This is a genomic window from Sphaerisporangium rubeum (genome assembly GCF_014207705.1).
Classification (GTDB): domain Bacteria; phylum Actinomycetota; class Actinomycetes; order Streptosporangiales; family Streptosporangiaceae; genus Sphaerisporangium; species Sphaerisporangium rubeum.
On sequence record NZ_JACHIU010000001.1, the window covers coordinates 608817 to 632710 of the forward strand.

Sequence of the window (23894 nt, forward strand, 5' to 3'; positions counted from 1 at the left end):
TGACGGCGCCGTCCGGTTCGGCTGGTCCGGCGATGAGCCGCCGGCCGGGGCCGCACGACCACTGCTGAGCGGAACCGGCGGGTTATCCTTGCGCCGTGGACGCGCCTGCCACGGCTCGCCTGGTGGGGACGGAACGGCGAGGAAAGGGGCCATGTTGTCTCACGCCGAGGCAGGCGGTTCGGTCGCTGACAGGGAGCAGCCCCCCGGAGGCGACCCCACGCGTCCGGTGACCATCTCCTACATCGCCGAGACCGCCGGAGTCTCCATCCCGACGGTCTCCAAGGTCATCAACGGCCGCTCCGGCGTCTCCGCCGGCACCCGGGCCCGGGTGGAGGCGCTGATCAGCGAGTACGGCTACCGGAAGAGCAACCGCAAGAACATGATGGAGCTCGTCTTCGGCGAGCTCGAGGACATGTGGGGCCTGGAGATCATCCGAGGCGTCGAGCGCGTGGCCCGCGAGCATCGCGTAGGTGTCGTGCTGACGGAGTTCGGCCCCGAGCGTGATCCCATGGACCATCCCATCGACGAGACCCTGGCCCGCCGTCCGGCGTGCGTCGTGTCGGTGGCCCAGCTCTCCGAGGAGCAGCGGAACCAGTTACGCGCCAAGGACATCCCGTTCGTGGTCTTCGATCCCACCGTCGAACTGCCGGACGGCGTCCCCTTCGTCGGCGCGACCAACTGGTCCGGCGGACGCTCCGCCACCCGGCACCTGATCGACCTCGGCCACCGGCGCATCGCGATGATCGCGGGCCCTGACCACGTCCTGTGCTGCCGCGCCAGACTCGACGGCTACCGTTCGGCACTGGAGGCGGCGGGCCTGCCGATGGACGACCGCCTCGTCCTGCGTACCGAACTCACCAGGGAGCACGGCCGTGAGGCGGCGCTCGGTCTCCTCACCGCCGAGGCACGGCCGACCGCGATCTTCGCCTGTAACGACCTACAGGCGCTCGGGGTCTACCAGGCCGCTCGCGAACTGGACCTGCGCATCCCCGCCGACCTCAGCGTCGTCGGCTTCGACGACCTGCCGGTCGCGGCGTTCGTCGACCCACCACTGACCACCGTCCACCAACCGCTGACCGAGATGGCGGCCGCGGCCACCGAACTGGCGCTCGCACTGGGCCGCGGCGAGGAGACCCAGCGGATCGGCCTGGAACTGGCGACCACTCTCACGATCCGGGACAGCACCGCCTCCCCCGCGGACGGGTGACGACCGGCCCTGTGGTGTCACTAATGATCTTGGAGTGGAAGGGATAGATGTCCGTCCGATCCTGGCTTGCGGCATCCCTGATGATCATTTGACCAGGGGGCCGGCCGGATTCCTCGTGGTGGGGCCATGTGTGAGCTGACGTGACGGGGTGTGCGCCGTACTGTGGGGGCCATGAGTGCTCAGCCGTACGTGCCGGGGTCGCGGTCGTCGCCGGAGCGGATCCGGGAGTCGGTGAAGGACGATCGGAGTCCGCGAGCGTTGCGTGCCGTGCTTCCGGTCGAGGATCACGCGGCGTTCGACGAGGAGTATCGTGCGGCGCTCGACGAGGCCAGGGACACCTACGATCTGGCGGCTGTGCAGCGGTTCCAGGATCGGTGGTGGGGGATCGTCATGCTGAAGGCTGATCCTGTCGAGTATCGGCGTGTTCTGGATCGGGCCGAGGAGCTTCAGGGGAGGGCCGATCGAGGGGAGGCGGTCGGTGGGGTGCCGTGGGACGAGGGGTATGCCGCGCGGTTGCGGTCGCGGCAAGGTTGAGCGTGCGGGTGTACACGGTCGAGTCGGATCCGGCCGTCGTCGAGCAGGCCGCGGCGTTGCCTGGTGAGGTGCTCAACGTTTATCTGGAGATGCGGGCCCTGCTTGAGGTCTCGCCTTGGTGTGGTGTGTCGGCCAACCCCGGGAATCCGAAGGCCAATCTGCTCAACCTGACTTTCGGCCGGTACGGGCTGATTGTTTATGTGGTGCTGGAGGAGCTCAGGGTCGTGTACATCGTGCGTCTCATGTGGGCTGGTTGACACCACAGGCTGCCGGTCATTGGGGTTGGTTCGGGCCTCATGCGGTTTTTAAATGGATTGCTGGCGAATGACGCGCGCTGCGATGCTCGGCCGAGCAGCAGCGGGGAGGAGTTCGCGATGGTCGTCCGTGCGTCCCGTGAGTCGTCCGGGCCGGAGGTTCGTACGGTGGCCGGGGTCATCCGTGGCTGCTGGGAGGCGGGGGCCGGGGTTTTCCGGGGGGTTTCGTTCGCTGACGCGCCTGTCGGGCCGCTTCGGTTCGGTGCGCCGCGGCCGGTCAGTGGGTGGGACGGGGTGCGGACGGCGGTGGAGTTCGGGCCGCCGCCTCCGCAGTCGCGTGTGCTCGGGGGGTCGTCCGACGGCGGTGGGGAAGACTGGCTGACGGTCAATGTGTGGACGCCGGAGCCGGGGGCCACGGCGGGACTGCCGGTCATGGTGTGGATTCCCGGTGGGGGTTACGCCATGGGGGACGCCGGCCTTCCGGAGTACGACGCCGGATGCCTGGCGCGGGGTGGGGTCGTGGTGGTGACGCTCAACTACCGGCTCGGGGTCGAGGGGTTCGCGTGGATCGACGGAGCGCCGGCCAATCGGGGGCTGCTCGACCAGGTCGCGGCTCTGGAGTGGGTGCGGGACAACATCCGGGGGTTCGGTGGTGATCCGGAGCAGGTGACGGTTTTCGGGCAGTCGGCGGGGGGTGGGTCGGTCGCGGCGCTGCTCGCCGTGCCGCGTGCGGCGGGGCTCTTCCGGCGAGCGATCGCGCAAAGTGTGCCGGGGACGTTCTTCTCACCGGAGCTGGCCGCCGACATCGCGGAGGCCTTCGCGGCCGAGCTCGGGATGCGGCCCGCGGTCTCCGATCTGTCGAAGGTGCCGCCGGACCGGTTGCCGGCCGTGGGGGACGCGGTCTTCGCCGGCATGGGACGGCGGCGGGAACGCTGGGGACAGATCACGCATCGGCCGATCCCGTTCGCGCCGGTGGTCGACGGGGACGTGCTGCCGGCCACACCCTGGGAGGCGCTGGCCGGTGGCGCGGCGCGGGACGTCGCGCTTGTCGTCGGCCACACTCGCGACGAGCACCGGTTGTTCAGCCTGATCGACGGTGTCCTCGGCGCGGTCACGCCGGAGCGGACCGAGACCGCTCTGCGTCTGCTCGCTCCTGGTCCGGACGGCGCGCGGCGGTACCGGGAGGCGTTCGGCGACGCCGCCGACGAGGAGCTGTACGAGCTGGTCAACGGTGACTGGCTGTTCCGCATGCCGAGCCTGCACCTCGCCGAGGCGCAGATCGACGGTGGCGGCCGGGCCCATCTGTACGAGCTGACGTGGTCCGCTCCGGGGGTCGGTGGCGGCCTCGGTGCCTGCCACGGCCTGGACGTGCCGCTGGTCTTCGGCAACCTGAGCAGCGGACAGCCCGCCATGTTGATCGGCGACCCGCCGCCGCCTGAGGCCGAGGAACTGTCGGCGCGGATCCGACAGGCGTGGACGGCGTTCGCCGTACAGGGTGACCCGGGGTGGCCCGCGTACGACGCCGGCCGGCGCCTCACGCAGGTCTTCGGCACACCCTCGACGGTCACCGCCTACCCGGAGGAGGCGTCGCGGCTGCTGTGGCAGGGCCACACCTTCGCCGCGCTGCCGCTGCTCGCGCGGTAGCCGTTCGGTCAGGTGGGTCGCGGGACCGTGGCCCACGGGTGGAGGGTGAACCAGCCGGGTACGGCGCGGCGGAGCGACTCCGGGCCGTTCACCGTCAGTGCGTTGGCGCGCAGCGCGTCGGACCAGGTCAGGTTGCCGCGCCAGATGTCGATCATGCTGCGGAGGTCGGTGGTCACCGTGACGGCCACGGTGTGGCCGGGGTCGGTGTCGCAGACGTCCACCTCTTCGCCGCTGATCACCAGCCACCAGTGGCGGTTGGCCGGCGGGATGTCCGGGAAGCGGAACTGGATCACGGTGCGGCCAGGAGGCACGGTGGTCCGGTCGATGTTGCGGTGCATGTCCCAGAGCAGGAGTTTGGGGTCCAGGTCCTCGTCCCCCAGTTCACCGATCCAGCGGATCCCCCACACCGCCAGTGCCTCGACCACGGGACGTAGCTCCTGGCCGGCCTGGGTCAGCGTGTAGCGGACCTCGTCGTTCTCGGTGCGGCGGTCGACGACCCCGGCGTTGGTGAGCTGGTTCAGGCGGCGGGACAGCAAGGTGGGGGACATGCGGGGGAGGCCGCGGCGCAGGTCGTTGAAGCGTGCGGGGCCGCACACCAGTTCGCGGACGATGAGCAGTGTCCAGCGTTCGTCGAGTAGTTCCATGGCTTTGGCCACCGGGCAGAACTGGTGGTACGAGGAGCCCATGCGCGCAGTTTAGAGTCGGATGCCGGGGGTGGCACCAGGTGATCGGCGCAGGGTCTCAGCAGCGGTACACATCGTGTACTAGAGGCTGATGCGCGTCTCTTCTTACCGTCGAACCGAGACAACCGCGGAAAACGGGGAGAACGTGCGATGAATGCAAAGATCGACGCTTCAGGGGCCGACGGGGCACTCAAGGCGAAGCACCGCGCCATGTGGGCCCTGGGGGACTATCCCGCGGTCGCCGAGGAGGTCATCCCCGATCTCGGCGCGATCCTGGTCGAGGCGTGCGGCGTCGGACGCGGGGACCGGGTGCTCGACGTGGCGGCCGGGTCGGGGAACGCGGCCATTCCCGCGGCGCTGGCGGGGGCCGGCGTGGTGGCGAGCGACCTGACGCCGGAGCTGCTGGAGGTCGGACGGGGACTGGCCGCGCGGCGTGGAGCGCAGGTCGAGTGGCGTCGGGCCGACGCGGAGGCGCTGCCGTTCGGGGACGGCGAGTTCGACACGGTCCTGTCGTGTGTCGGCGTCATGTTCGCGCCGCATCACCAGGCCGCCGCCGACGAACTGGTCCGGGTCTGCCGGCCCGGTGGGACCATCGGGCTGGTCAACTGGACGCCTGAGGGCTTCGTCGGCCAGATGTTCGCCACCATGAAGCCGTACGCGCCACCGCCGCCGGCCGGTGCGCAGCCGCCTCCGCTGTGGGGCAGCGAGGAGCACGTCCGCGGGTTGTTCGGAGACCGGGTCACCGAGGTCGGCGTGCGCCGGCAGTCGGTCACGGTGGACCGGTTCGACTCACCGGACGCCTTCCGCGACTTCTTCAAGGCCAACTACGGGCCTACCGTCGCGGTGTACCGGGCCGTCGCGGGGGATGCCGAGCGGGTCGCGGCGCTGGATCACGATCTCAGTGAGCTGGCTCGCCGGCACATGCAGGGTGGGGAGAAATCGGTGATGGAGTGGGAGTATCTGCTCTTCACCGCGCGCAGGAACGGCTGACGCCGCGAGAACGGGGGCCGCGCCGGCACGAACGGCCGGCTTCGAGGACCCTGGAGGAAGACTTGTCGATCGCGGGATCGGCGGGCTCCGGCCCGCCGATCCTCTTTATCCGCTCAGCCAGGGTGATCTCCGGTCCAACGGGACTCCTGTCGAGCCGAATAAGCATTTTCGGGACGTCCGCAGAGGGCAATTATCGCCGGCTGTCGCATCGATACGATTTCGCCATTGTGAACTGATCTGATATCACGCCGCTTGATGTGTAATTGGGCTAGTGTCCCCGCAGTGAGCCCAAGGAAGGCGGTATGACCGGTCCGATTGTCAGGTTGCTGGCGGGAGTGTTCCTGTTCGGCCTGGGTCTCGCCGGCCCGGCGAACGCCGCCGTGGACGACGACCGGGAATCGAGAGACGCGCGCACGGTCTACTGCCTGCTTCCCGAGCACCGGCGCGACCTCGCCGAGGCGGTGGTCGTTCTCAGGCTGGTCACCCCAGGGCCTTCACCGGCCGCGACCCGGCGCGTGCCGTCGCCTTCGGCCTCCCCGCACGTCACCTCTCCTGCGGCCGTGCCGTCCTCGCCGTCTGCCGATGACGTGTGGGTCGAGGGGAAGTGGATTTCCCTGCTCGACTGGCGTACGGGTCATCAGGCCGCCTTCGACAAGGCGTGTGACGCCTTGATCGGCGCCGACCCGCAGCGTCTGCGTGACGACGCGTCGATCTGGCCGGGTCTCATCGGCGGCATGGTGCCGGTCGCGGTGGGTGCGCTGCTCACGCTCGTGGCGACGGCGTGGCATGTGCGGCGCGACCGGGCCGCCAAGGTGGCGATGGACCTGCGGACGGCGGCGGTCGCGTACCGCAGAGCGGGGGTCGAGTACATCAAGCAGTGGCGCGGCGATGGGAACACACCGGAGGATCGTGAGGTACAGGCCGCACAACACGCGCTCGAGGGACAGCTTTCCGTCATGGCGGGTCTTCGTCTGGCCGGCGCGAAACGGTGCCGGCTGTTGCTGACGGAAATGTACGAGCGGCAGGAGCCGCCGTGGGGGAGTTCCGGGCAATGGAAGAGGCAACGCAAAGCCGACCTGACCAAATTCTCCGCGCAGTGCTTCAAGGAACTCGAACATGAAGTGCACACGGTGATGGCCGCCGCCAGGGACGCGGAACGGTTGCTGCCTCGTCCGCGGGCCGGGTGGGGGGGTCTGCGGGCTCTGACCGGCGGTGTGCGTGACCGTGCCAGGAAGATGAAGGCGCTCGGAAGGAAAAAATCTTGAGCAACCCGTTCATGCATCCGAGTGCTCCGGAGGAGCGGCCGGACGAGCCGTTGCGGGGCTGGGTGGACTCGGACACGAATCCGGGTGACTTGCGTTTCTACACGCTGGTGGACGATCTGGGACGGGTCTTCGGAGAATTCCGGAAGCGGTTCAGGGACCTGAAGAGGCTGGACAGGCGCGGATTTCTCGTACTGGCCACCGGTCGTGAAAGTGATGGAAAGACGACCCTGCTGGGTAATTGCGCGGCCTACCTGCAGAAGTGTGGAATGCCGAGGGGAGTGGATGTCGCCAGGTCGCAGGTGGCCGACGGCGTCTGGATGGATTCATCGGTAAAAGTGGTGGACATTTCGGGTTTGTCGTTGCAGCAGAACGCCGCACGGGGTGTCGACGCGGAGATGTACATTTTCAAAGAGGTGCTCTTATACTTGCGTAATCGGGGGGTCAGGTTGTCGGACCTGTGCGACTCGGCGACCGACCCGGGTACCGGATACAGGGTTCTTGGTGAGGCGCTGGGGGACGACATGTACCTCGTCGTGCTGCTCCCTCCCATGGACACCGTCGAGCAGGTGCGGACCTACCTGCATCTCGCCGGCAACAGGATCGTCTTCCTGGCGGAGAGCTCCTCTCTGCTGCTGGCGACGCTCGAGCGGCAGGCCGCTCAGCTACGGCAGGATCTCGGTACGTACCTGTACAGGATCATCCGCAATCCTCCGGATCGTTTTTTCTACCACATGCATATCGGTCCGATGCGCGAGGAAGATTACTGGCGCTATGCCGACCGTCAGTTGCGCCGTATGAAACCGCCGGTGTTGATCACGAAGGCGGTGGTGCAAGAGGTTCGCGAGCACCGTCCGGATCGTCTGAGCATCGGTCAGTGGCGCGGTGTGCTGCGTCAGATATTCGACAACAGGCCGGGACTGACGGTGGTGCAGTACCACCACTTCGCCGACGAGTTCGGCCTGACGAACCTCGCGGTGTGGCAGCAGCTCGAGGATCCGGAGGGGCAGGCGTGATGAGCCGGACGAACGACCCGCCCCCCGACACGAACCCATTTCTCGAGACGGCGGCGGCGTTTCATGGCGGCGGCCAGAGGTCACTGACCGTGGAGACGGCCACCGTCGCACAAGCACGCCGGCAGGTCGAGAACTACCTCGACCGGGCCGCGTCCCGCACACTGGAGGGCACCAGGACCGCGGGTGGCGGGGTCTGTCTCCCCTTCACCGGCGGGTTAGGCGCGGGTAAGACCCACTTGCTGCGGACGGTCCTCGACGATCTCGAAGCCGTCATCCCGCGCGACGGGAGCGGCGACCGGCTCGGTCCGCATTTCGCGCCTAAGCTTTTCTCCGCCGCCGGGCCGTCCGGCAGATTCTTCACGCTTTACAAAGAGACACTGATGAACGGCCTCGATCTGCCGGGGTTCACCCGGGTCCTCGGTCGTTACTACGCGGAGGCGACGGCCGATCTCCTGACCCGGATGGGAGCGCCGGGACCACAGGTGCGAAGTGTGCGTGAGATGAAGATCCGCGCGGATCAGGTCGTGACCAGGTTCCGGCTGTCGGATCACGACATCCGCGCCATCATGAGCAAGAACCTTCTCGCCGTCACCGATCAGGAGGCGCTGGCGAGTCAGTTCGCACTGCTGAACTTCGGTGAGATGCTGCGCTCGGAAGGCCGGGCCGCGGCGGTGTGGGAGTGGCTGAGCGGCGATCATCTCGACCAGGATCTGAAGGAAGAGGGGATCACCGAGCCGATCGACAGCGACGTCAAGGCGTTCGGCGCGTTCACCATGCTCGCCTTCCTGTACGGCAGGGCCGGTGAGCCGTTCGTGTTCGTGATGGACGAGATCGAACGCATGCTGCAGGAGAGCGACCGCTCGCCGGCGTGGAACGTGGAACTGCTCCAGGGGTTCGAGCGCCTGGTCAACGTGCTGATCGAGAGCGGCGGACTGACGATCTTCACCGTGCTGCCGGACAATCTGGAAAGGTTCTCCGGCGGCTTCCACGATCGTGTGCGAGTGCTCCCCGTGGAGCCGTTCGACGTGCCGGAGACGAGGCGGCTCATCGACAAGTACGTGTCCCCCGGCTCACCGGTGCGGTTCTCCGAGAAGGCCGTGAGCGAGATCACCACGTCCGCGGAGGGCAACCCGCGGTTCATGCTCAACGTGTGCCGGGTCGGCTGGGACGAGGTCTACCGTCCCGATCAGGTCAACGTGGTGACTCCTCCCACGGTTCGTGCCGCGATCCGCCTCATCCATGAGAGGCACAAACTCAGCAGCGTGGCTCGCGAGGTCCAGCAAGTGCTCGAAACCGGCGGCTGGTCCGCCGACCAGGTGGGGGACCGTACGTTCCGGATCTCCCGGCGCGCGGACGACGCGGCGGTCACCGTGCTGCTCACGCTGTCGATCCTGGACGACCAGGAGAACACGCGGCTCCGCCGGGACGTCGACGCCATCCTGGCCCGGCCGGGCCAGGAGGTCATCGTGGTGGTCAACGGCTACATGCGGCCCTCCGATCGGCGCGCGCTCGCCGGCATGCTCTCCAGGCAGCCGCTGATCTACGACCATTACCGCTTCCGTGAGCTGCTGCGCGAGCAACTGGCCGAGGCGCACGGCCGGCTGGAGCAGGCCGGCCGCGAGACCGTGCTGACCGGTATCCGCGAGGAGGTTCTGCGAATCGGCAGGCAGCAGAACCACACCCAGACGACGCTGGAGTTGCTGACCGCGCAGATCCAGCGCATGCAGACGGTGGCCGGGACGGGAACCGGTGCCGGCGACACGGGACATGGACTTCCCGAGCGGGTGGACCGCCACTTCACCCGCGCGTTGTCGGCACTGCAAGGGCTGATCGGCATCCAGTCGCTGTTCCGTGACCATTTCGACGGCGAGCAACCGATGGCGCACCGCATGCGTCCCGCCTCCTCGCGCGAGTTCTTCGAGGTGATCGGCATCGTCGTGTTCTTCCAGCGGTTGGTGGAGACGTTCATGGACGCGGTGGCGCGCTGGCTGGACCGGGCCGAGGCGCAGGCGTTCCGTAGCGGCCTGTCCAAGGAGCAGCGTGAGGAACTGCGGGCCATCTGCCAGCGGTACGACGCCACGGCGGAGATCATCCCGCTCTTCCGGCTGACCGAGCGGGGGCAGAGGGTCGAGATCCTCGGCCTGGCCGAGCAGGTGATCGAGAGCTCGGTACGGCGGGACGCCGAGGACGCGCTGACCCACCTGGCGACCCGCGTGCAGGAGGAGCTGCTCGGACCCGTCGGGCCGGTGCGCTGACGCGAGGGGCCGACGGCACCACCGAACTGCTCGAATGCGGCCGCTCGACCCCGCTGGGGTCAGCCGGTGTGGCGGTTCTGTGCCGTCGCGGCCGTCCGGTCGTCCCGCGTCGCCGCGCCAAGGACCGCTCTTTCGTTCCGCAGAGCGTCCTCCAGCCGCCGGCCGACATGCTCGCTGATGTGGCCCGCCCCGAGCACGCGCACCACGCGCGCGGCCAGTCCGGTGGTCTGTCTGCTCCGGATGCCGCCGAGCCAGGCGGGAACGGCCGTCCTGCGGTCCCACACCGCGTTGGTGAGGATATGCAAGATGTTGATCACCAGGATGGCGGGGGCCACGATCTGGATCGCCGGCGGATACACAGGGGCCAGCGCGAGCGCGAGCAGGATGGCCGTGACGCCGTTCTGCTGTCCGAGCGCCAGGTAGACCCGGTCGGTCACTCCGATGCCTCGCGGCGCGACCAGCAGGCCACCCACCACGATCTGCGCGGCGAACGCCGCCAGGCCGAGCACGAGCCCGGCTGTGACGAGCACCCCGTCGATCAGCAACAGGCCGAGTGCCACGGACGCCAGGTAGAACGTCACCGTGACCAACCGGTCGAGCACCGCACCGAGGTCGAGACGGTAGAACAGCCCCAGCAGTGCCATCCCCAGCATGAGGAACTGCCAGACGGCCACGGCGCCGAGCACGATCAGCACGGCGACCGCGATCGCGAGGCGTGTCCGCTCGCCGACCGGCAGCCGTTTGATCAACTGCCACAGCAGCCACCCGGCGGCGGCGAGAAGAAGGTTGGCGGCGATGCCGAGCAGGTACGGCCCGAGTTCGGTCTCGAGGTGCGGTGCGCCGGCGGCGGCGCCGAACGCGAAGACGGACAGGTAGATGGTCAGCAGGGCCGTGATGGGGTCGTCGAAGGAGGCCCACGCCAGCAGGAGGCCCTTGGCCCGCGCGGACATCTGCGAATGCGTCAGCAGCGCGGCGACCGAGAGCGGGTCGATCTGGGCCACGGCCACACCGAGCACCAGCGACGCGGGGTGGGGTGAGAAGGCGAACATGACGCCGCCGATGAGCAGCGCCTTGAACAGCACCCCGACCGTCACCGCCAGTACCACCCGCCGGAGGTCGGTCACCGCCGCGCGGGGGATGCCGGACGCACTGCCGTACAGACCGAGAGCGAGCAGTGCGCTCACCCCGGTCACATAGGCCGGGGAGGAAGGCGGATCGGCCCCGCTGAAGACACCGGCGATCACCAGGCCGGCCCCGGCGCAGGTGAGGGCGAGCAGGAGTCTTCGCACGGACGGCCACAGCAGTGACCGGCCATCGGTGGCACTCGTCATGCGGCCGCCTCTCGCGTGTGGCCTCCGCGTGCCCCGCTCCCCGGGGACGCGTCACCGCTGTCTCGCACCCGCCTGAGAAAGTGTAGTTGAATGGTGGCGAACGGTAAACGCGTCCTGGGTGAAATGTCGCGAAATATGACTACATTCAGGGTTGTGGAGCTGAAATGTTCGTCAGTTGTCGGCTGGAGATCGGAGGATGTGCTGCACGACTTTCTGCATACGTTTCTCGGCGCGGAAGACGGCCGACTGACGGAGAGTGACTCCCACCAGGAAGTCGCCGTCCAGATCGAGCACATGCGTGTAAACGGCACCGGACTCCACGTCGAGCACGATTCTGATCGGCCCCGCACCGATCACGTCGCGCACCGAACGTCCCAGGTGGTTGATGTCCCGCCGGGCCTTGTGCACGAGGTCGTCGTACAGTTCACGGCGCCGATGCCTGGTCATCGTGAAGAAAGCGGACTTCAGCCGAGGCGCGTCGAAGACATCGCAGGAGTAGACCGGCCGCCAGTCCTTGTACAACGCCAGATAATGCAGGTCGTCGACGCTGAGGTTCGCGTCCATCACCTGCCGGACGTCCGGGGAGAACGCGCTCTCGCCGGGTCGGTTGCTGATCGGCCCTGATCTTTCCAGGCTGACGAGCGCGTCCGAGTAACCACCGGGATCCTCGTCGGACAGGCCGTGCAGTTCGTTCCTTATCTTGGTGACGAGTGTGCAGAGCCGCCGGTCCGTCAGTTCGAGGTCGTCCACGTCACGGGCCGCCGCGACGAGATACTCCCCCGGCCGCACTCTGCCGCAGTGGACGATGCCGCTCCGGGTCTGCACGACCGTGCGCATCAGCGGGCCGGTGTCCAGCTCGCCGAGCATCTGGTCCAGCCGTTCGACGCCTAGCACGACCTGGCGGAAGGCGTGCCGCCGGGCCACGCGGACAGGCTCACGTTCCTCCTCGGGTTTCTCGCCGAGCAGGTCGATGGTGAAATCATGAAAACCTCGAGCGAAGCGGACCAGTGACTGTGGCCCCGCCGTATCGGGTATCGCCTCCGCACAGAGCTTGATGAGCGGATCGAACAGCGACGGGTCGCAGTGCTCGGCCCTCCAGACGGACAGGAGCCCCGCGAGCGGATGGTCCGCCGCCTCAGGCGAATGCTCCCAGCACTCGTCCGGTGGCTGGGGAAGGGTCATCTGCGCCTTGCCTTCCTTGAGCTAGCTCGGAATCTCGATGTCAACGGCCTCTCGGCCCGTCACCTGATGTGACTCGGTACGGCTCAGGTTGGCCTTGACCAGGCGAGTGGTGGGGTGGCCGTGGCCATGGACCGTGACAAGGCCTGACAACGCGGTGCGCTCACGCTCGATCGCCTCGTCCCACCGGCCTCGCGCGGCGAGGACGCCGGCGTGGTTGGCGGTGACGGCGAGATAGAAGGGGTGCAGGTCGCCGAGCCGAGCGAGCAGACCGTCCATGGCCCGGGTGCTGTGTGACTCGGCGTCGCCGAACTCGCCCAAGGCCGTCAGGTAGACCGCCAGGTTGGCGCGGCAGATGTGGGTGAACGGGTGGTCGTCTCCCATCAGGCCGCGGAACCGCCGCAGTGTCCGCGCCGCTCCCGCGGCGGCCTCAGGCCACATCCGCAGGACGTGACGGTCGGCGTTGGCGCTGACCTCGCCGGCCATGGTGAGGGGGTGCGAAGGGCCGAACTCCGCGTGCAGCTCGGCGAGAGTCTGGTCGTTACCCTGCAGGAGGCCGGTCGTGAGCCGGCCGAGCCGGCGTTCGGTGACGGCGAGCCCGAGGCGTGCCGTCAGGCGCTCCAACTCGGCCGGGGAGTCGAGCCAGCTCAGCCGCCGGACCGCTTGCCGCAGGAGGTTGCGCGCGTCCTCGAGCCGGCCGAGTTCGCGGTAGAAGTAAGCGATGTTGCAGGCCGTGTGCAAGGCGAATCGGTCGTTCTCTCCGAACAGCGACTTACGGCGCCTGACGCGGTCCGTCGCCACCCGCACCGCTTCTTCGAACTGGCCGATGTGTCCTGCGGCCCTGGCGAAGTTGTTCATCGCACGGCCCACCTCGGGGTGGTTGGCGCCGAACAGCTCACGCAGGCCCTGCAGCGTCCGTGCCGCCTGGTCGTAGGCGCCGGAGAAGTCCCCGGTCAGCCGTAGCCCCGCGGCGAGTATCGTCGTCGCCTCCAGGACCAGGGGATGCAGAGTGCCGTACGCACGGGTCAAGCCGGGAAGAGCGCGTTCGGCGTTCACGACGACGCCGTCACCCTCGCTGAGGCGCAGGTGCACCCGTGCCAGGATCACGAGCAGTTCTTCGTGCGCCGTGCTCCTGGCCGGCTGTCCGGCGCCGGCGTCCTGTGCCATGCCGTCCTGGTGAGTGGCGGGTACGGTGGGGCTCCAGGCGGATCTCGCTTCCTCGGCCAGGCGCCGGGCCCGGTGAACGGCGCTCACGTGCCCCACACTGAGCAGGAAACGGAGCTGGGTGAGCACCCACTGGCGCACCTCGGCGGGAGCTCCGGGGGTGATCGCGCCACAGGTCGGCAGATGGCGGTCGAGTTCCGCCAGAAGGTCCCGGTCGCCGGTGGCCATGTCTTCCATGTAGCGCGGGGCCGACGCGGCGAGGACAGACGTGATCTCCAGCCGCCTGCGATCGAGCAGGCCGGCGCGGCTCAGGCGCGTGCGCACGGATTCCTGTACCACTCGGTGCATGCGCACCGGCTCGGCGGGAAGACCGAGTTCGGCGCGGATGAGTGCGTAGCGGTCCGTTTCCCGCAGTACCGCGTCGATCAGCGTGGGTGCCGACAGCCGTTGATCGACCTCGGCGATCCGAGCGAGCATGGAGGTGGAACGCAGCAGGCCAGGACCGATGCCTTGAGGGGACAGGAACGCGCACGCCTCCACGAGCCATTCGCCGGCCCGACCCGCCACACCCTCCTTCAGCTTCTGGACCGCCAGTTCGACCAGCACGTCGTACACGTCGGGCTGTTCGCCGTACCGGCGTCCCTGCCGGCGGGATTCCTCGCCGAACTCCGTCACGAACCTTTCGGCGACCTCCTGCTCGTACTGTCCCCTCTGCCACACGCCGTCGCCGTCGGTGAGGTCGGTCTGGCGTGTCCGGCCCGATCCCTGCTCCAGAAGCTCGCGGCGGATCAAGGCTCCGGCCAGGCGGACCGCCAGAGGCTGCTTCTCGACGGTCGCGACGACCTTTTCCGCGTCCGGCTCACGGATGCCTTTCACCAGGTCGCGCAGCAGGCCGATGGCGCCGTCACGGTCCATCTCCCTGACCGTCAACTGCCTGAACGGCTCCGGCCAGTCGTAGCCGCGGCCGGTGACCAGGACGTGACCGACGCCGCCTGAGCCCGGCGCCGGCGGTTTCACGGCCGCCGCCACCTGCTCGGCGGATCTGGCGTCGTCGCAGACCAACAGCCAGCGGGACACCTTGCCGGAAGCGAGGTGCGCGCGTACGGCGTCCACCGGATCGCCTTGCGCCGACAGAAGGAGGTGCTCGGCGAGGTCGACCAGTCCCGCTCTGATGGTGTCCTGATGGCCGGCGTCGAGCCACCAGACCACGTCGTAGGCTCCGCGGAAGAGTCTGGCGTACTCCAAGGCGGTCTTGGTCTTGCCCGCGCCACCTGGCCCGACCAGCGCGACGTGGCCGCTCGCGCCGGGGCTCAGCAGGTCGCGGATGTCCTCCAGCAGTGTGCCACGGCCGCGGAACTCGCTGTCGTCGCGCGGCAGTCGCTCCAGGCCGGGCCGGCTGCCGGGAAGGCGTTCGTCCTCGGACTTGCGCCGCACGGCAGGCCCGGCGCCGAGGACGGAAGGGACGGCCGCGAGAACTTCCTGGGGTGACTCGCCGAGTGCGACCACCTCGTGACCCGCCAGGTCGTCAGGCAGACGTTCGCCGTCCAGGCGGACGAGCAGCGCGCGGAGCGACCGTACGCGCCGGCGGGTCGCCTCCCCGAGCTCGGCCGGTTGGAGCGCCACCCAGCGGTGGCCCTGAGGTGGCGGCGTGCCTCCGAGGTCTTCCTCCCGCACCAGGGTGACGCCTATGCCATGGCGTGTGCCCTGTTCCGCGAACCACTCGGCCCAGTGCCGCCGGCGCGACGGGTAGACGATGGAGACGCGCCGGACGGGGAAGACGGTACCCCCAGTGATCGTGGTGACGAGCTGCTCGTAAGCGCCACGCAGCCCTTCCGCGCCGGGCCGGTCGTGCAGGACGGCGAGCTCTTCCGATACGGAGTACGCGGCGCAGTAGGGGATCTCCAGGAGGTCGTCCCCAAGGCCGGACGCCTGCGCCATGTGCCTGGCCTCAGCCAGTGGCAGGCCCGCACCCAGGTCGACACGCACCGCCAGTGGCAGGATCTGTGGTGTGGCGCCTCTCGCCGACTCGATCCAGCGCGCGGCCTCCTCGACCGCCTGCGGGCTCATCGGGAAGCACAGGACGAGTTGGTCCGCGGCGGCCGACACCATCTCTCGCACGCCGGGTGCGTTCGCGGGTGCGTCCAGGAGGACCACGTCGTACGGCGATCCCGTGAGCTCCGCGCGCAGTCGTGCGGCTTCCTCGACGGTGAACGTCTCCGGCGTTCGTCGCAGGAGCGCGACGCCGCCGGAGGCGTCGAGGCGCAGGGGTACCGGCCGACGGCCGGGCTCCTCGCCGGCTTCGCCGAGGTCATCGGGGAGCAGTTCGCGCAGATAGGAGAAGGGGCCAGGCGGTTCGGTCCCGAGGTCGACGATCAGCACCCGGCGGCCGGCGGCGGCGAGGATGAGTGCGACATTGCACAGCGTCGTCGACTTACCCACTCCCGTGCGAGCGCCGTAGAAAGCGATCATGGCGATCGGCGGAATTGTGGGAGGAACCTTGCCCATCGCGCTCCGTTTCGGTATCGCCGGGCCTTGCGCCAGGCGTCTCGGGCCGCGAGGAATCGTCTCGTGCCGTCGCTTCCGGTCTGAAGTATAGAGGTTTCGCATGCCCGTCAAAAAGGACTATAGGACGCGGTGGAATGCCGATATGGTCAAGGTCGATTTAGGGGCCGTCCTGAAACCCGACCCAGAACGGGTCCGTTTCGCCGTTTCCCTCGATGAGCCTGTTCAGGGCCTTGGCCAGCACCGGAGAGGCGTGGACGCGCAAGCTCGTCAGGTCGGCCACCGATAACTTCGCGATGACTGCGACGAGGCCGTCGTGATCTTCCTCCATCTCACCCATCCGTTTGTGTCACCCCCGCTCTGGCGCTCCGCGAGCTGTCATGAGAGCGTTATAGTTGTTCAAAACCCACCTCGGTGGTATGTATTGCCCTGACGGGCTACCGATGATACATATATCATCCTGGTTTATGATGATTTAATCGAAGTATGGGATCACGGGATGGATTGCGTCATACGCTCCTCTGGTCTCGGCGGTGTGGGTGGACGACGCGGGTAATCAGCGAAGCCCGTCCGCCGGTACCCGAGAATGGCCGGACGACCTCCAGGTCGATGCGATGCTTGCCTCTGGCTGGCATCCCGCGCCACTTCGGGAATTCGTCCTGAAAGTGCACAGCAGATGCGATCTCGCCTGCGACTACTGCTACGTGTACCGATTCGCGGACCAGCGCTGGAGGACCCAGCCGCGCACCATGACCTCCCACGTCGCGGAGCTCACCGCCGGCCGCATCGCCGAACACGTCCGCGATCACCGGCTCACCCGCATCCGTGTCATCCTGCACGGCGGTGAGCCGTTGCTGCGGACGCCGGACGACCTCGCCGCCGTCGTCACACGGGTGCGGCGTGCCGTCGGCCCGGCGGTCACGGTGGACGCGAGCGTCCAGACCAACGGTGTGCGCCTGTCGGAGGACTACCTGCGCGCGTTCGACCAGGCCGGCGTCAGGGTCGGGGTGAGCCTCGACGGCGACGCCGCGGACCACGACCGGCATCGCCGCGGGCCGGACGGCCGAGGCAGCCACGCCGCGGTCACCGCCGCGATACGCCTCCTGACCTCCCCGCGATATCGCCACCTGTTCGGCGGGCTCCTGTGCGTGATCGATCCGCGGACCGATCCCGCCGGCGTCTACCGGAGCCTGTCGGACCTCGATCCCCCCATGATCGACTTCTTGCTTCCACACGGACACTGGTCGAGCCCGCCACCTGGCCGGGAGGCAGGCGACGCCGCGACGCCGTACGCCGACTGGCTGATCACGGTCTTCGACCTGTGGTATGGCGCTTCGGCACCACCTCCGCCGGTTCGGTTGCTGGAGAGCATCGTCCACACCCTCCTCGGTGGCGGGCCGGCCGTACAAGGCATCGGGCTCGGGCCCGTCCAGACCGTGGTGGTGGAGACCGACGGGACGATCGAGCAGGGTGACGTGCTGAAGACCTCCCGCGCGGGAACCACGCGGAGCACACTGAACGTGGCGTCCGCGGCGTTCGACCGTGTGCTGCTCAGCCCGCCGGTCGTCGCGCAGCAACTGGGGCCGCTCGCGCTCGCACCCGTCTGCCGCTCCTGCGATCTGCGCCGCACCTGCGGAGGAGGCCAGTACGCGCACCGTTACCGCGACGGCGCGGGCTTCGCCAATCCCTCGGTGTACTGCCCCGACCTGTACCGGCTGATCTCGCACATCAGGCGGCGGCTCCGTGACGACCTGACCGGCCGTGGAGGTGTCGCCGGATGAGTCCGCCGCCACACGTCCTTCCCGCCGGTGTGTTCGGCGCGCTGGCCCGTGGCGAAGGCGGCGCGGAAGGAGTGCGGCTGCTGGCGGCGGCCGAACGCAGCAAGCACCTGTTGCTGGTCAGGAGCGTCGCCGAGTCGTTCCGCGACGACGGACAGGGAGGCACGCGTGCCGCGGAGGCGTACGCGCTGCTCGCCGACCTGTGCGCGGCGGTCCCGGCGGCGGCCGAGGAGGTGCTCAGCTATCCGTCGGTGGGACTGTGGGCCCTCACCACGCTCCGTGCCATGCGGTCCGGGGATCACGACCGCATCCGGCCGGAACGCCTCGCGGCGCTGGCCCTCACGGTAGCGGCGCGTGCGGGGACCGATCTCGCGGCGACCGTCCGCACCGAACACGGCGGTCTCGGTTTCCCGTCCCTCGGCGGGTTGCGCCTGAGCGGCGCCGGTGACCGTGCGCCGCTCAAGGTCCGGGTGCGGGACGGCCATCTGGAACTGGACGAGGGCCGGTGGGTGCGCCTGGTACCGGGTCACCTCGGATGGCGGCCGGTGCGCCGGCTGCGTCTCGGTCCGCCAGGAGGGCTCTGGGAGATCTGTCTCGACGACGTCGACGCGTACAGTTTCCCCCCGCACCCCTGTCCCAGGTTCGTCCTGCACCCTCCTGAGGTGCAGGCGTGGCGTCGTTCGCTCCAGGAGTCGGCCGAGGTGCTCTCCGCGCGGCACCCTGCCGCCGCCGAGGAGGTACGGGAGGTGGTGCGTGTGCTCACGCCGGTGCTGGCCTCGGGTGACAGCCATGCCAGCGCGAGCGCGCAGGCCGCGTTCGGCTCGGTGGCGATGTCCCGGCCGGTCGGCGGCACACACACGGCGGTGATGTTGGTGCACGAGGCCCAGCACCAGAAGCTGAATGCGCTCATGACCATGTTCGACCTGGTTCGTCCCCTCCCGGACGACCAGAACGACCAGTACTACGCTCCCTGGCGCAGCGACCCCCGTCCGTTCATCGGCCTCTTCCACGGTGCCTACGCGCACCTCGGCGTCACGTCCTTCTGGCGCGCGGAGTGGCTGCACGGCACCGGCGGCGTTCCCGCCGCCGCCTTGTACGCACGCTGGCGGGACGTGACGCTCGAAGCCGTCGACCGGTCGCTCGGCACCGGCCGGTTCACCCGTCTCGGCCGGTCGTTCGCCGAGGAGATGCTGCGGGTCCTCGACGGCTGGCGGGACGAACGGGTGCCCGCGGACGCGCGGGAGTGGGCTCTGAGGGAGGCCCGGCGGCACCGTGCGCACTACGCGGCGCGGAACCGATGACTGTTGTCGAGCCGCCGGGTTCCTAGGTCTCCTGCCGCCGGCGCACCATCTCGTTGATCCAGATGGGGGCGAACGGGGACGTGCAGCCGGGGGAGGTCGGATAGTCCTTGAGGACCTCCAGGCGTTCGCCGATCTCTAGTGCGCGGGTGCGGTGTTCGGGGTGTTCTATGCCGATATAGGCCAGGCAGGTGTTCATGGACCACTGGAGGCGGTCGGGGGCCTCTTTCATGTTCGCCTCGATGGTGTCGAGCAGCGCGGAGAGGTCGAGGCCTTCGGGGTTCTTGGTGACCCGGTCGGCGGTGAGGGACCAGCCGGCGCTCGCGACCACGGGGTCCGGGTCGGTGGACCACGCGACGCGCAGGGCTTCGGCATCGGGGTTCTTCTTCACCACGTAGTTGACCAGCCAGTCGTGGACCTTCGGTGCGCGGGTCTGGCGGATCATGATGTTCAGTTCGTCGCGGTCGAAGGACTTGGGACGGCAGATGAGGAGCGCCAGGAGCCTCGCCGCGGTGTCGTCGGTCTGCCAGAGGCGGCGTGCGAGTTCGTGATGGGTTTTCAGGCGTTTCGCGATGGCGCGGAGTTCGCCGAGGTTCACGCCGTGGTCATCGCCGTGTTTCTCGTTCACCTCGCGTGCCCTGGGGTCGTCCAACGCGGCCAGTTCGGCCATCAACTCGGCGACCGTGGTGTCGGTGAGCGTCGTCTCGGCCATGTGAGCCTCCGTCCGTGACGTGCCAGAACTGCGCAAAGCCTATGACGGACGGCGGTGGTTCGCCGTACGGGCCGACGGCGTGACCCAGCCGGTTCGGTCTGCCGGGGCTGGTCGGAGTTCGGGGTCGTCCTGTCGCCGGTTGGGGAGTCGTTGGGGACGGGGTGATTGCGTGAAATGGGGCTCGGGGATCGGTCTGGAGTGGGATGGGGTTTTTGCGGGTGCAATATTGCTCGGAGGTGGCGGGTATTGCTCGCAATGGGGATTTGTGGGTATAGCGGTTTTATGGTGTGATTTGTCGATCAGCCGACAGGGGTGTAGCTTCTCAGCGCCGTGAAGTTGTCAATCAAAGGCGTTGTCGGTGGTTGGTGCGCATATTCCGGTCATGTGGCCTAAGGGCACCCTTATGGACAGGCTTAGTCCGGTGGAAAGGGAAGGGCTGCTCGGGCTGGCGCCGTCGTCCTCGCGGGGGGCCGGGGAGGTGCTGATCCATCAGGGGGATCAGGACAGGACCGATGTCTACCTGCTGCGATCGCTTCCTGGGGCCGATGTCACGGCTTGTGTGAAGGTCGTCGTTTATCTGGAGTCGGGGGCGGAGGTGTTGTTGGGGATCCGGGTCGGCGGGGATGTCGTGGGGGAGTTGGCGGCGTTGCGGCGGACGCCTCGTTCGGCGATGGTGACGACTTGTAGCCCCATGTTGGTGCATGTCATACGTGCGCAGGTTTTCGTGGACTTTCTCGATCGGCATCCGGCGGTGTGGAACGCGGTGGCGCGGATGGTCGCGGACCGGCTCGAATGGGCCAATCGGCGGCGGATCGACTTCGCGCAACACAGTGTGCCGGTGCGGGTGGCGAAGGTGTTGCTGGAGATCGCGGAGCGGTACGGCGTGGAGCGGGCAGACGGGAGAAGAGATCTCGGGGTGGAACTCACGCATGCCGAGATCGCGAGCATGATCGGGGCCGGTAAGGACGCTGTTTTCAAGGCCATGCGCGGGCTCAAGGACGCGGGGCTCATCGACTCGGTGAAGCGGCGGAGGATCGTGCTCGATCAGTACGGACTGTCCGTATACCAGGCTTGAGGGTTGTCCAGAATTTTCGTGGAAGACGTACTGGTACGTCGTCGGTCACGCCGGTCTTCGCCACACTGCTCTCTCGGAGAACCGGGGCGATCCAGACATAACAACAGGTGACGTGATGCTTGATTCTGATTTCGGCCGTAGGCCGATTCTGGCGGTGGACGCCGAGAACTACGGCGGCGGGGACGATCTGCGGCACGACTCGATCCAGTCGGGGCTGGCGGCGGTGCTGGAGCGCAGTGCCAGGGAGTCGGGGTTCCGGCGGGACGAGTGGGAGCGGCAGGAAGGCGGGGACGGCGAGGTGTCGATCCTGCCGGCCCACGTGCAGGAACCGCAGATCATCGACGGGTTCGTCACCCGGATGCGGTGGGCCCTGCGTGACCACAACCGGGAGCGGCTTCCGGAGGCGCGCCTGCGGCTGCGGGTGTCGATCAACCATGGGGTGGTCAGGCGCGGCGCGATGGGGTTCGTCGGCCAGGCGGTCGTGACGGCGTGCCGGCTGCTCAACTCCGACGCCGCTCGTGCCGCGCTGCGGGACTGCCAGTTGGCCGACCTGGTGCTCATCCTGCCGGGACGCATCTTCGAGGACGTCGTACGGCAGGGTCACACCTTTCTCCAGGCGGACGATTTCACGCGCCTCGAGGTGCCGACCAAGGAAGGCCTTGAGATCGCGTGGGTGTGGGTTCCTTCTACTGACAAACGTGTGAGAGAGACGCTGAATATGGACAGAATTCCTGAGGTTGCGGACACGCTTTGGGCTCTTGTCTCCGGAGGGGCCCTCGACCGGTCCGGCTTGGAGACCGGCCTGGAGTCGGCCGGGTTGCTGCTCGCCAGATTGCGGGACTTCCGGACCAGGGAGGGTAGTCCGGCCATGCCTCGCACACGGGATGAACTGACCGAATCGCTCCGGCGGATGGTGCGGCTGGACGCCGCGGCGGAGAAGGTCGCGCAGCGGTTCATGGCCGAGAACATGTCCATCAACGTGATCACCGGTTCGGTGCGCGGCCAGGAGATCACCTTTGGCTTCAGGAACTGACCCGCTGAACGACGTGGACGCGGCGGAAGTGGAGGAATCCGACGAGGCGGCACGTGAGGGGTTCGGTCAGGTCTACCAGGGCCAGATCGTCATCAACCACATCCACGACCAGATCAGGAACGCGACCTTCGGCATCTCCGGCGCGCGGCCGGAAGGACGGCGCACCTCGGGACCCGTGCCGGAGGAGGAGATCGGGAAGGCCGCGATCTCGTTCGTCCGCCACGCCGCCTACACCGAGGCGGACAGACGGCTGAAGGTCCGCAACGTGGTGGTCCTCGTGGGAGGTTCCGGCACCGGCAAGAGGACCGCCGCGCTCAACCTGCTGCGCGACGTGGTCGCCGGACGTCGCGTGGTGGAGCTCAGCCCGGCGTACACGCTGGAGCAGCTCGCCGCGCGCGAGTACCGCGAGGGGTACGGCTACCTGCTCTCCGGCTGGCCCAAGGACGACCTCGAAGAGAGCGTCGCCGACTTCAGCGTGCGCGAGATCCAGCGGCGCGTGCGGGAGGCGGGGGCCTACCTGGTCGTCACCGCCACGGCGGCGACGCTTCCCGACGGTCACCAGGTGCGCTGGACGCCGCCACCGGTCGAGCTCGTCCTGCGGGCCTACCAGGTGCCGCCTGCCGTCGCCGCGGACGTACGCCGGCGGATCACCGCCGACCATGCCATGTCCGACATCGTGGCGCTGGCGCGTGAGCTGGCGTCCGGGGCCTCGGTGGAGACGGCGCTCGGCCGGCTGGAGAGCGCCGGACGGCGGGACGTGGCGCAGTGGTTCGCGGGGGCCCGTACGCGGGGGGAGATCTTCGAGATGGCGGCCATGGTGTTCGCCGCCGGCCTGCCGGAACGCACCTTCGAACGCCTGCACGCGCGGCTCGAGGCCGCCGCGGGTCTCGCGTCCGAAGGCGCCGAGCCGGTGTCGGCGGACGACCTGATGCCGAGCCGGCGCATGATGCGGGTCGCGGACGGGTCGCTGTTCACGGTGACGCCGGGTGGCCTGCTCAGCTTCCGGGTGGAGAGCCACCGGACGTACGCCATGCAGGAGCTGTACCGGCAACACGGCATGCGGGTCTGGGACCCGGTGACCGAGTGGCTGCACGAGAGCGCGGCGCGGCGCGACCCGGCGGTGCAGCTCGAGATCGCCAGAGGCGTCGCCATCCTGGCCCAGGCCGCGGACTACCGGTACGTGGAGAAGACCTTCCTCACCGCGTGGGCCAAAGGCGAAGGCATCATGCGCAGCCAGGCGGTCGCCGCGCTCGCCGTCTCGTGGCTGTGCATGGACGAGACGACCCGGCCGCACGCGCTGCGCACGGTGAACTGGTGGGGCCGGTCGTCGAGCACGCGGCTGCGGTTCACCGCGACGCTCGCGTGCTCGGGGGAGCTCGGCATCCGGTTCCCGCTGGAGACGGTCCGGCTGCTGTGGTACCAGATCAGGAACTACCGGTACGGCGTGCCGCGCGCGCAGACGGCGCTGGCCCGCCTCTTCACGGCGCTGACCGAGGCCACGGGGAACGCGCTGCCGGTCCTGGACTGGCTCGATCGGCAGATCGCCGACGACAGGCGTATCGGCCGCGCCGTCGATCCGCTGAAGCGTTCGATCCTCAAGGTGCTGTCGGCCCACGCCGACGGGTCGGCCACCCCGTCGGTCACCGTGCAACTGCGCACCAGACAGGAGGCCGTGGCGCCGCTCGCCAGGCTGTGGGCCTCCATCCTGGTCAACCGGCCACTGCGCAGGGAGGCGCTGGCCTCGCTGTACGACGCCGTGTGCGCGCTCGACGAGCGGGACCACGCCGACCGCGCACGCGTACGCGCACTGTTCGCGGCCCTCGTGGCGGCGCTCCCCGAGAGGGAACGGCCGCTGCTGGCCCACGACCTGCGAGCCCACGCCTTGTCGCGGGACACCGACGACAGCCGGCTCGAGGTCCTCATGTCGCTGCTGCGGGTGTTCCTCACCCCGGCATCTGCTTCGACCATCTAGGAAGA

Annotated in this window: 19 protein-coding genes; 13 read left to right on the forward strand and 6 right to left on the reverse strand. The window is 68.6% G+C overall.

All coding sequences use genetic code 11. The features are described from left to right. Positions 1 to 151 precede the first annotated feature (151 nt). From BJ992_RS02330 to BJ992_RS02345, 4 genes are all read left to right on the forward strand, one after another. Positions 152 to 1207 (forward strand): LacI family DNA-binding transcriptional regulator, encoded by a 1056-nt coding sequence (locus BJ992_RS02330; protein WP_184978303.1) that lies wholly within the window; start codon positions 152 to 154, stop codon positions 1205 to 1207. Positions 1208 to 1378: 171 nt separating this feature from the next. Then, complete coding sequence (locus BJ992_RS02335) at positions 1379 to 1741, forward strand: DUF6247 family protein (RefSeq protein ID WP_184978304.1); 363 nt, start codon at positions 1379 to 1381, stop codon at positions 1739 to 1741. 2 nt (positions 1742 to 1743) lie between these two features. After that, positions 1744 to 1998 (forward strand): hypothetical protein, encoded by a 255-nt coding sequence (locus BJ992_RS02340; RefSeq protein WP_184978305.1) that lies wholly within the window; start codon positions 1744 to 1746, stop codon positions 1996 to 1998. A gap of 117 nt (positions 1999 to 2115) precedes the next feature. Continuing rightward, positions 2116 to 3639, forward strand: a complete 1524-nt coding sequence (locus BJ992_RS02345) for a carboxylesterase/lipase family protein (protein ID WP_184978306.1) — start codon at positions 2116 to 2118, stop codon at positions 3637 to 3639. Between the two features lie 8 nt (positions 3640 to 3647). On the opposite strand, the gene BJ992_RS02350 is transcribed toward BJ992_RS02345, so the two are convergent. Next, a complete protein-coding gene (locus tag BJ992_RS02350) occupies positions 3648 to 4325 on the reverse strand; it encodes a winged helix-turn-helix transcriptional regulator (protein ID WP_184978307.1) in 678 nt (225 codons plus the stop codon). A 147-nt stretch (positions 4326 to 4472) separates the two neighbouring features. Between BJ992_RS02350 and BJ992_RS02355 the strand changes: the two genes are divergently transcribed. The 4 genes from BJ992_RS02355 (at position 4473) to BJ992_RS02370 (ending at position 9845) form a co-directional block, all read left to right on the forward strand. Then, the gene (locus tag BJ992_RS02355) at positions 4473 to 5312 is read left to right on the forward strand and encodes a class I SAM-dependent methyltransferase (RefSeq protein WP_184978308.1); all 840 of its coding nucleotides are present in this window, start codon (positions 4473 to 4475) and stop codon (positions 5310 to 5312) included. Between the two features lie 302 nt (positions 5313 to 5614). Further along, on the forward strand, positions 5615 to 6577 hold the full coding sequence (locus tag BJ992_RS02360) for a hypothetical protein (RefSeq protein ID WP_184978309.1): 963 nt from the start codon (positions 5615 to 5617) through the stop codon (positions 6575 to 6577). After that, a complete protein-coding gene (locus tag BJ992_RS02365) occupies positions 6574 to 7590 on the forward strand; it encodes a hypothetical protein (protein ID WP_184978310.1) in 1017 nt (338 codons plus the stop codon). Before BJ992_RS02360 ends, BJ992_RS02365 begins: the two co-directional genes overlap by 4 nt. A gap of 89 nt (positions 7591 to 7679) precedes the next feature. Further along, complete coding sequence (locus BJ992_RS02370; protein ID WP_184978311.1) at positions 7680 to 9845, forward strand: hypothetical protein; 2166 nt, start codon at positions 7680 to 7682, stop codon at positions 9843 to 9845. 59 nt (positions 9846 to 9904) lie between these two features. Here BJ992_RS02370 and BJ992_RS02375 read toward each other — a convergent pair whose 3' ends face one another. The 4 genes from BJ992_RS02375 to BJ992_RS02390 form a co-directional block, all read right to left on the reverse strand. Further along, positions 9905 to 11176, reverse strand: coding sequence for a cation:proton antiporter (locus BJ992_RS02375; RefSeq protein WP_184978312.1), 1272 nt, complete (start codon positions 11174 to 11176; stop codon positions 9905 to 9907). A 171-nt stretch (positions 11177 to 11347) separates the two neighbouring features. Further along, entirely contained in the window at positions 11348 to 12358 is a 1011-nt protein-coding gene (locus BJ992_RS02380) for a hypothetical protein (protein ID WP_184978313.1), read from the reverse strand. Positions 12359 to 12379: 21 nt separating this feature from the next. After that, positions 12380 to 15988 (reverse strand): FxSxx-COOH system tetratricopeptide repeat protein, encoded by a 3609-nt coding sequence (fxsT, locus tag BJ992_RS02385; protein WP_184978314.1) that lies wholly within the window; start codon positions 15986 to 15988, stop codon positions 12380 to 12382. A 193-nt stretch (positions 15989 to 16181) separates the two neighbouring features. Next, positions 16182 to 16361: a hypothetical protein gene (locus tag BJ992_RS02390; protein ID WP_184978315.1), complete on the reverse strand. Its 180-nt coding sequence runs from the start codon at positions 16359 to 16361 to the stop codon at positions 16182 to 16184. 274 nt (positions 16362 to 16635) lie between these two features. Here BJ992_RS02390 and BJ992_RS02395 point away from each other — a divergent pair, with 274 nt between their 5' ends. Both BJ992_RS02395 and BJ992_RS02400 read left to right on the forward strand, forming a co-directional pair. Next, positions 16636 to 17802, forward strand: a complete 1167-nt coding sequence (locus BJ992_RS02395; RefSeq protein WP_184978316.1) for an FxsB family cyclophane-forming radical SAM/SPASM peptide maturase — start codon at positions 16636 to 16638, stop codon at positions 17800 to 17802. Then, positions 17799 to 19100: an aKG-HExxH-type peptide beta-hydroxylase gene (locus BJ992_RS02400; RefSeq protein WP_184978317.1), complete on the forward strand. Its 1302-nt coding sequence runs from the start codon at positions 17799 to 17801 to the stop codon at positions 19098 to 19100. Before BJ992_RS02395 ends, BJ992_RS02400 begins: the two co-directional genes overlap by 4 nt. A gap of 22 nt (positions 19101 to 19122) precedes the next feature. Here BJ992_RS02400 and BJ992_RS02405 read toward each other — a convergent pair whose 3' ends face one another. After that, positions 19123 to 19809: a DNA alkylation repair protein gene (locus tag BJ992_RS02405; RefSeq protein ID WP_184978318.1), complete on the reverse strand. Its 687-nt coding sequence runs from the start codon at positions 19807 to 19809 to the stop codon at positions 19123 to 19125. A gap of 421 nt (positions 19810 to 20230) precedes the next feature. Here BJ992_RS02405 and BJ992_RS02410 point away from each other — a divergent pair, with 421 nt between their 5' ends. The 3 genes from BJ992_RS02410 (at position 20231) to BJ992_RS02420 (ending at position 23889) form a co-directional block, all read left to right on the forward strand. After that, positions 20231 to 20884, forward strand: a complete 654-nt coding sequence (locus BJ992_RS02410) for a helix-turn-helix domain-containing protein (RefSeq protein ID WP_184978319.1) — start codon at positions 20231 to 20233, stop codon at positions 20882 to 20884. Positions 20885 to 20999: 115 nt separating this feature from the next. Then, positions 21000 to 21917, forward strand: a complete 918-nt coding sequence (locus BJ992_RS02415) for a hypothetical protein (RefSeq protein ID WP_184978320.1) — start codon at positions 21000 to 21002, stop codon at positions 21915 to 21917. After that, positions 21901 to 23889 (forward strand): nSTAND3 domain-containing NTPase, encoded by a 1989-nt coding sequence (locus BJ992_RS02420; RefSeq protein WP_184978321.1) that lies wholly within the window; start codon positions 21901 to 21903, stop codon positions 23887 to 23889. Before BJ992_RS02415 ends, BJ992_RS02420 begins: the two co-directional genes overlap by 17 nt. Positions 23890 to 23894: the final 5 nt, after the last annotated feature.

What these genes read in the sequence shown, in the direction of transcription:
- BJ992_RS02330 (WP_184978303.1), top strand. Translation starts at nt 152, where the DNA reads ATGTTGTCTCACGCCGAGGCAGGCGGTTCGGTCGCTGACAGGGAGCAG.
- BJ992_RS02335 (WP_184978304.1), top strand. Translation starts at nt 1,379, where the DNA reads ATGAGTGCTCAGCCGTACGTGCCGGGGTCGCGGTCGTCGCCGGAGCGG.
- BJ992_RS02345 (WP_184978306.1), top strand. Translation starts at nt 2,116, where the DNA reads ATGGTCGTCCGTGCGTCCCGTGAGTCGTCCGGGCCGGAGGTTCGTACG.
- BJ992_RS02350 (WP_184978307.1), bottom strand. Translation starts at nt 4,325, where the DNA reads ATGGGCTCCTCGTACCACCAGTTCTGCCCGGTGGCCAAAGCCATGGAA.
- BJ992_RS02355 (WP_184978308.1), top strand. Translation starts at nt 4,473, where the DNA reads ATGAATGCAAAGATCGACGCTTCAGGGGCCGACGGGGCACTCAAGGCG.
- BJ992_RS02360 (WP_184978309.1), top strand. Translation starts at nt 5,615, where the DNA reads ATGACCGGTCCGATTGTCAGGTTGCTGGCGGGAGTGTTCCTGTTCGGC.
- BJ992_RS02375 (WP_184978312.1), bottom strand. Translation starts at nt 11,176, where the DNA reads ATGACGAGTGCCACCGATGGCCGGTCACTGCTGTGGCCGTCCGTGCGA.
- BJ992_RS02380 (WP_184978313.1), bottom strand. Translation starts at nt 12,358, where the DNA reads ATGACCCTTCCCCAGCCACCGGACGAGTGCTGGGAGCATTCGCCTGAG.
- fxsT (WP_184978314.1), bottom strand. Translation starts at nt 15,988, where the DNA reads ATGATCGCTTTCTACGGCGCTCGCACGGGAGTGGGTAAGTCGACGACG.
- BJ992_RS02390 (WP_184978315.1), bottom strand. Translation starts at nt 16,361, where the DNA reads ATGGGTGAGATGGAGGAAGATCACGACGGCCTCGTCGCAGTCATCGCG.
- BJ992_RS02395 (WP_184978316.1), top strand. Translation starts at nt 16,636, where the DNA reads ATGCTTGCCTCTGGCTGGCATCCCGCGCCACTTCGGGAATTCGTCCTG.
- BJ992_RS02400 (WP_184978317.1), top strand. Translation starts at nt 17,799, where the DNA reads ATGAGTCCGCCGCCACACGTCCTTCCCGCCGGTGTGTTCGGCGCGCTG.
- BJ992_RS02405 (WP_184978318.1), bottom strand. Translation starts at nt 19,809, where the DNA reads ATGGCCGAGACGACGCTCACCGACACCACGGTCGCCGAGTTGATGGCC.
- BJ992_RS02415 (WP_184978320.1), top strand. Translation starts at nt 21,000, where the DNA reads ATGCTTGATTCTGATTTCGGCCGTAGGCCGATTCTGGCGGTGGACGCC.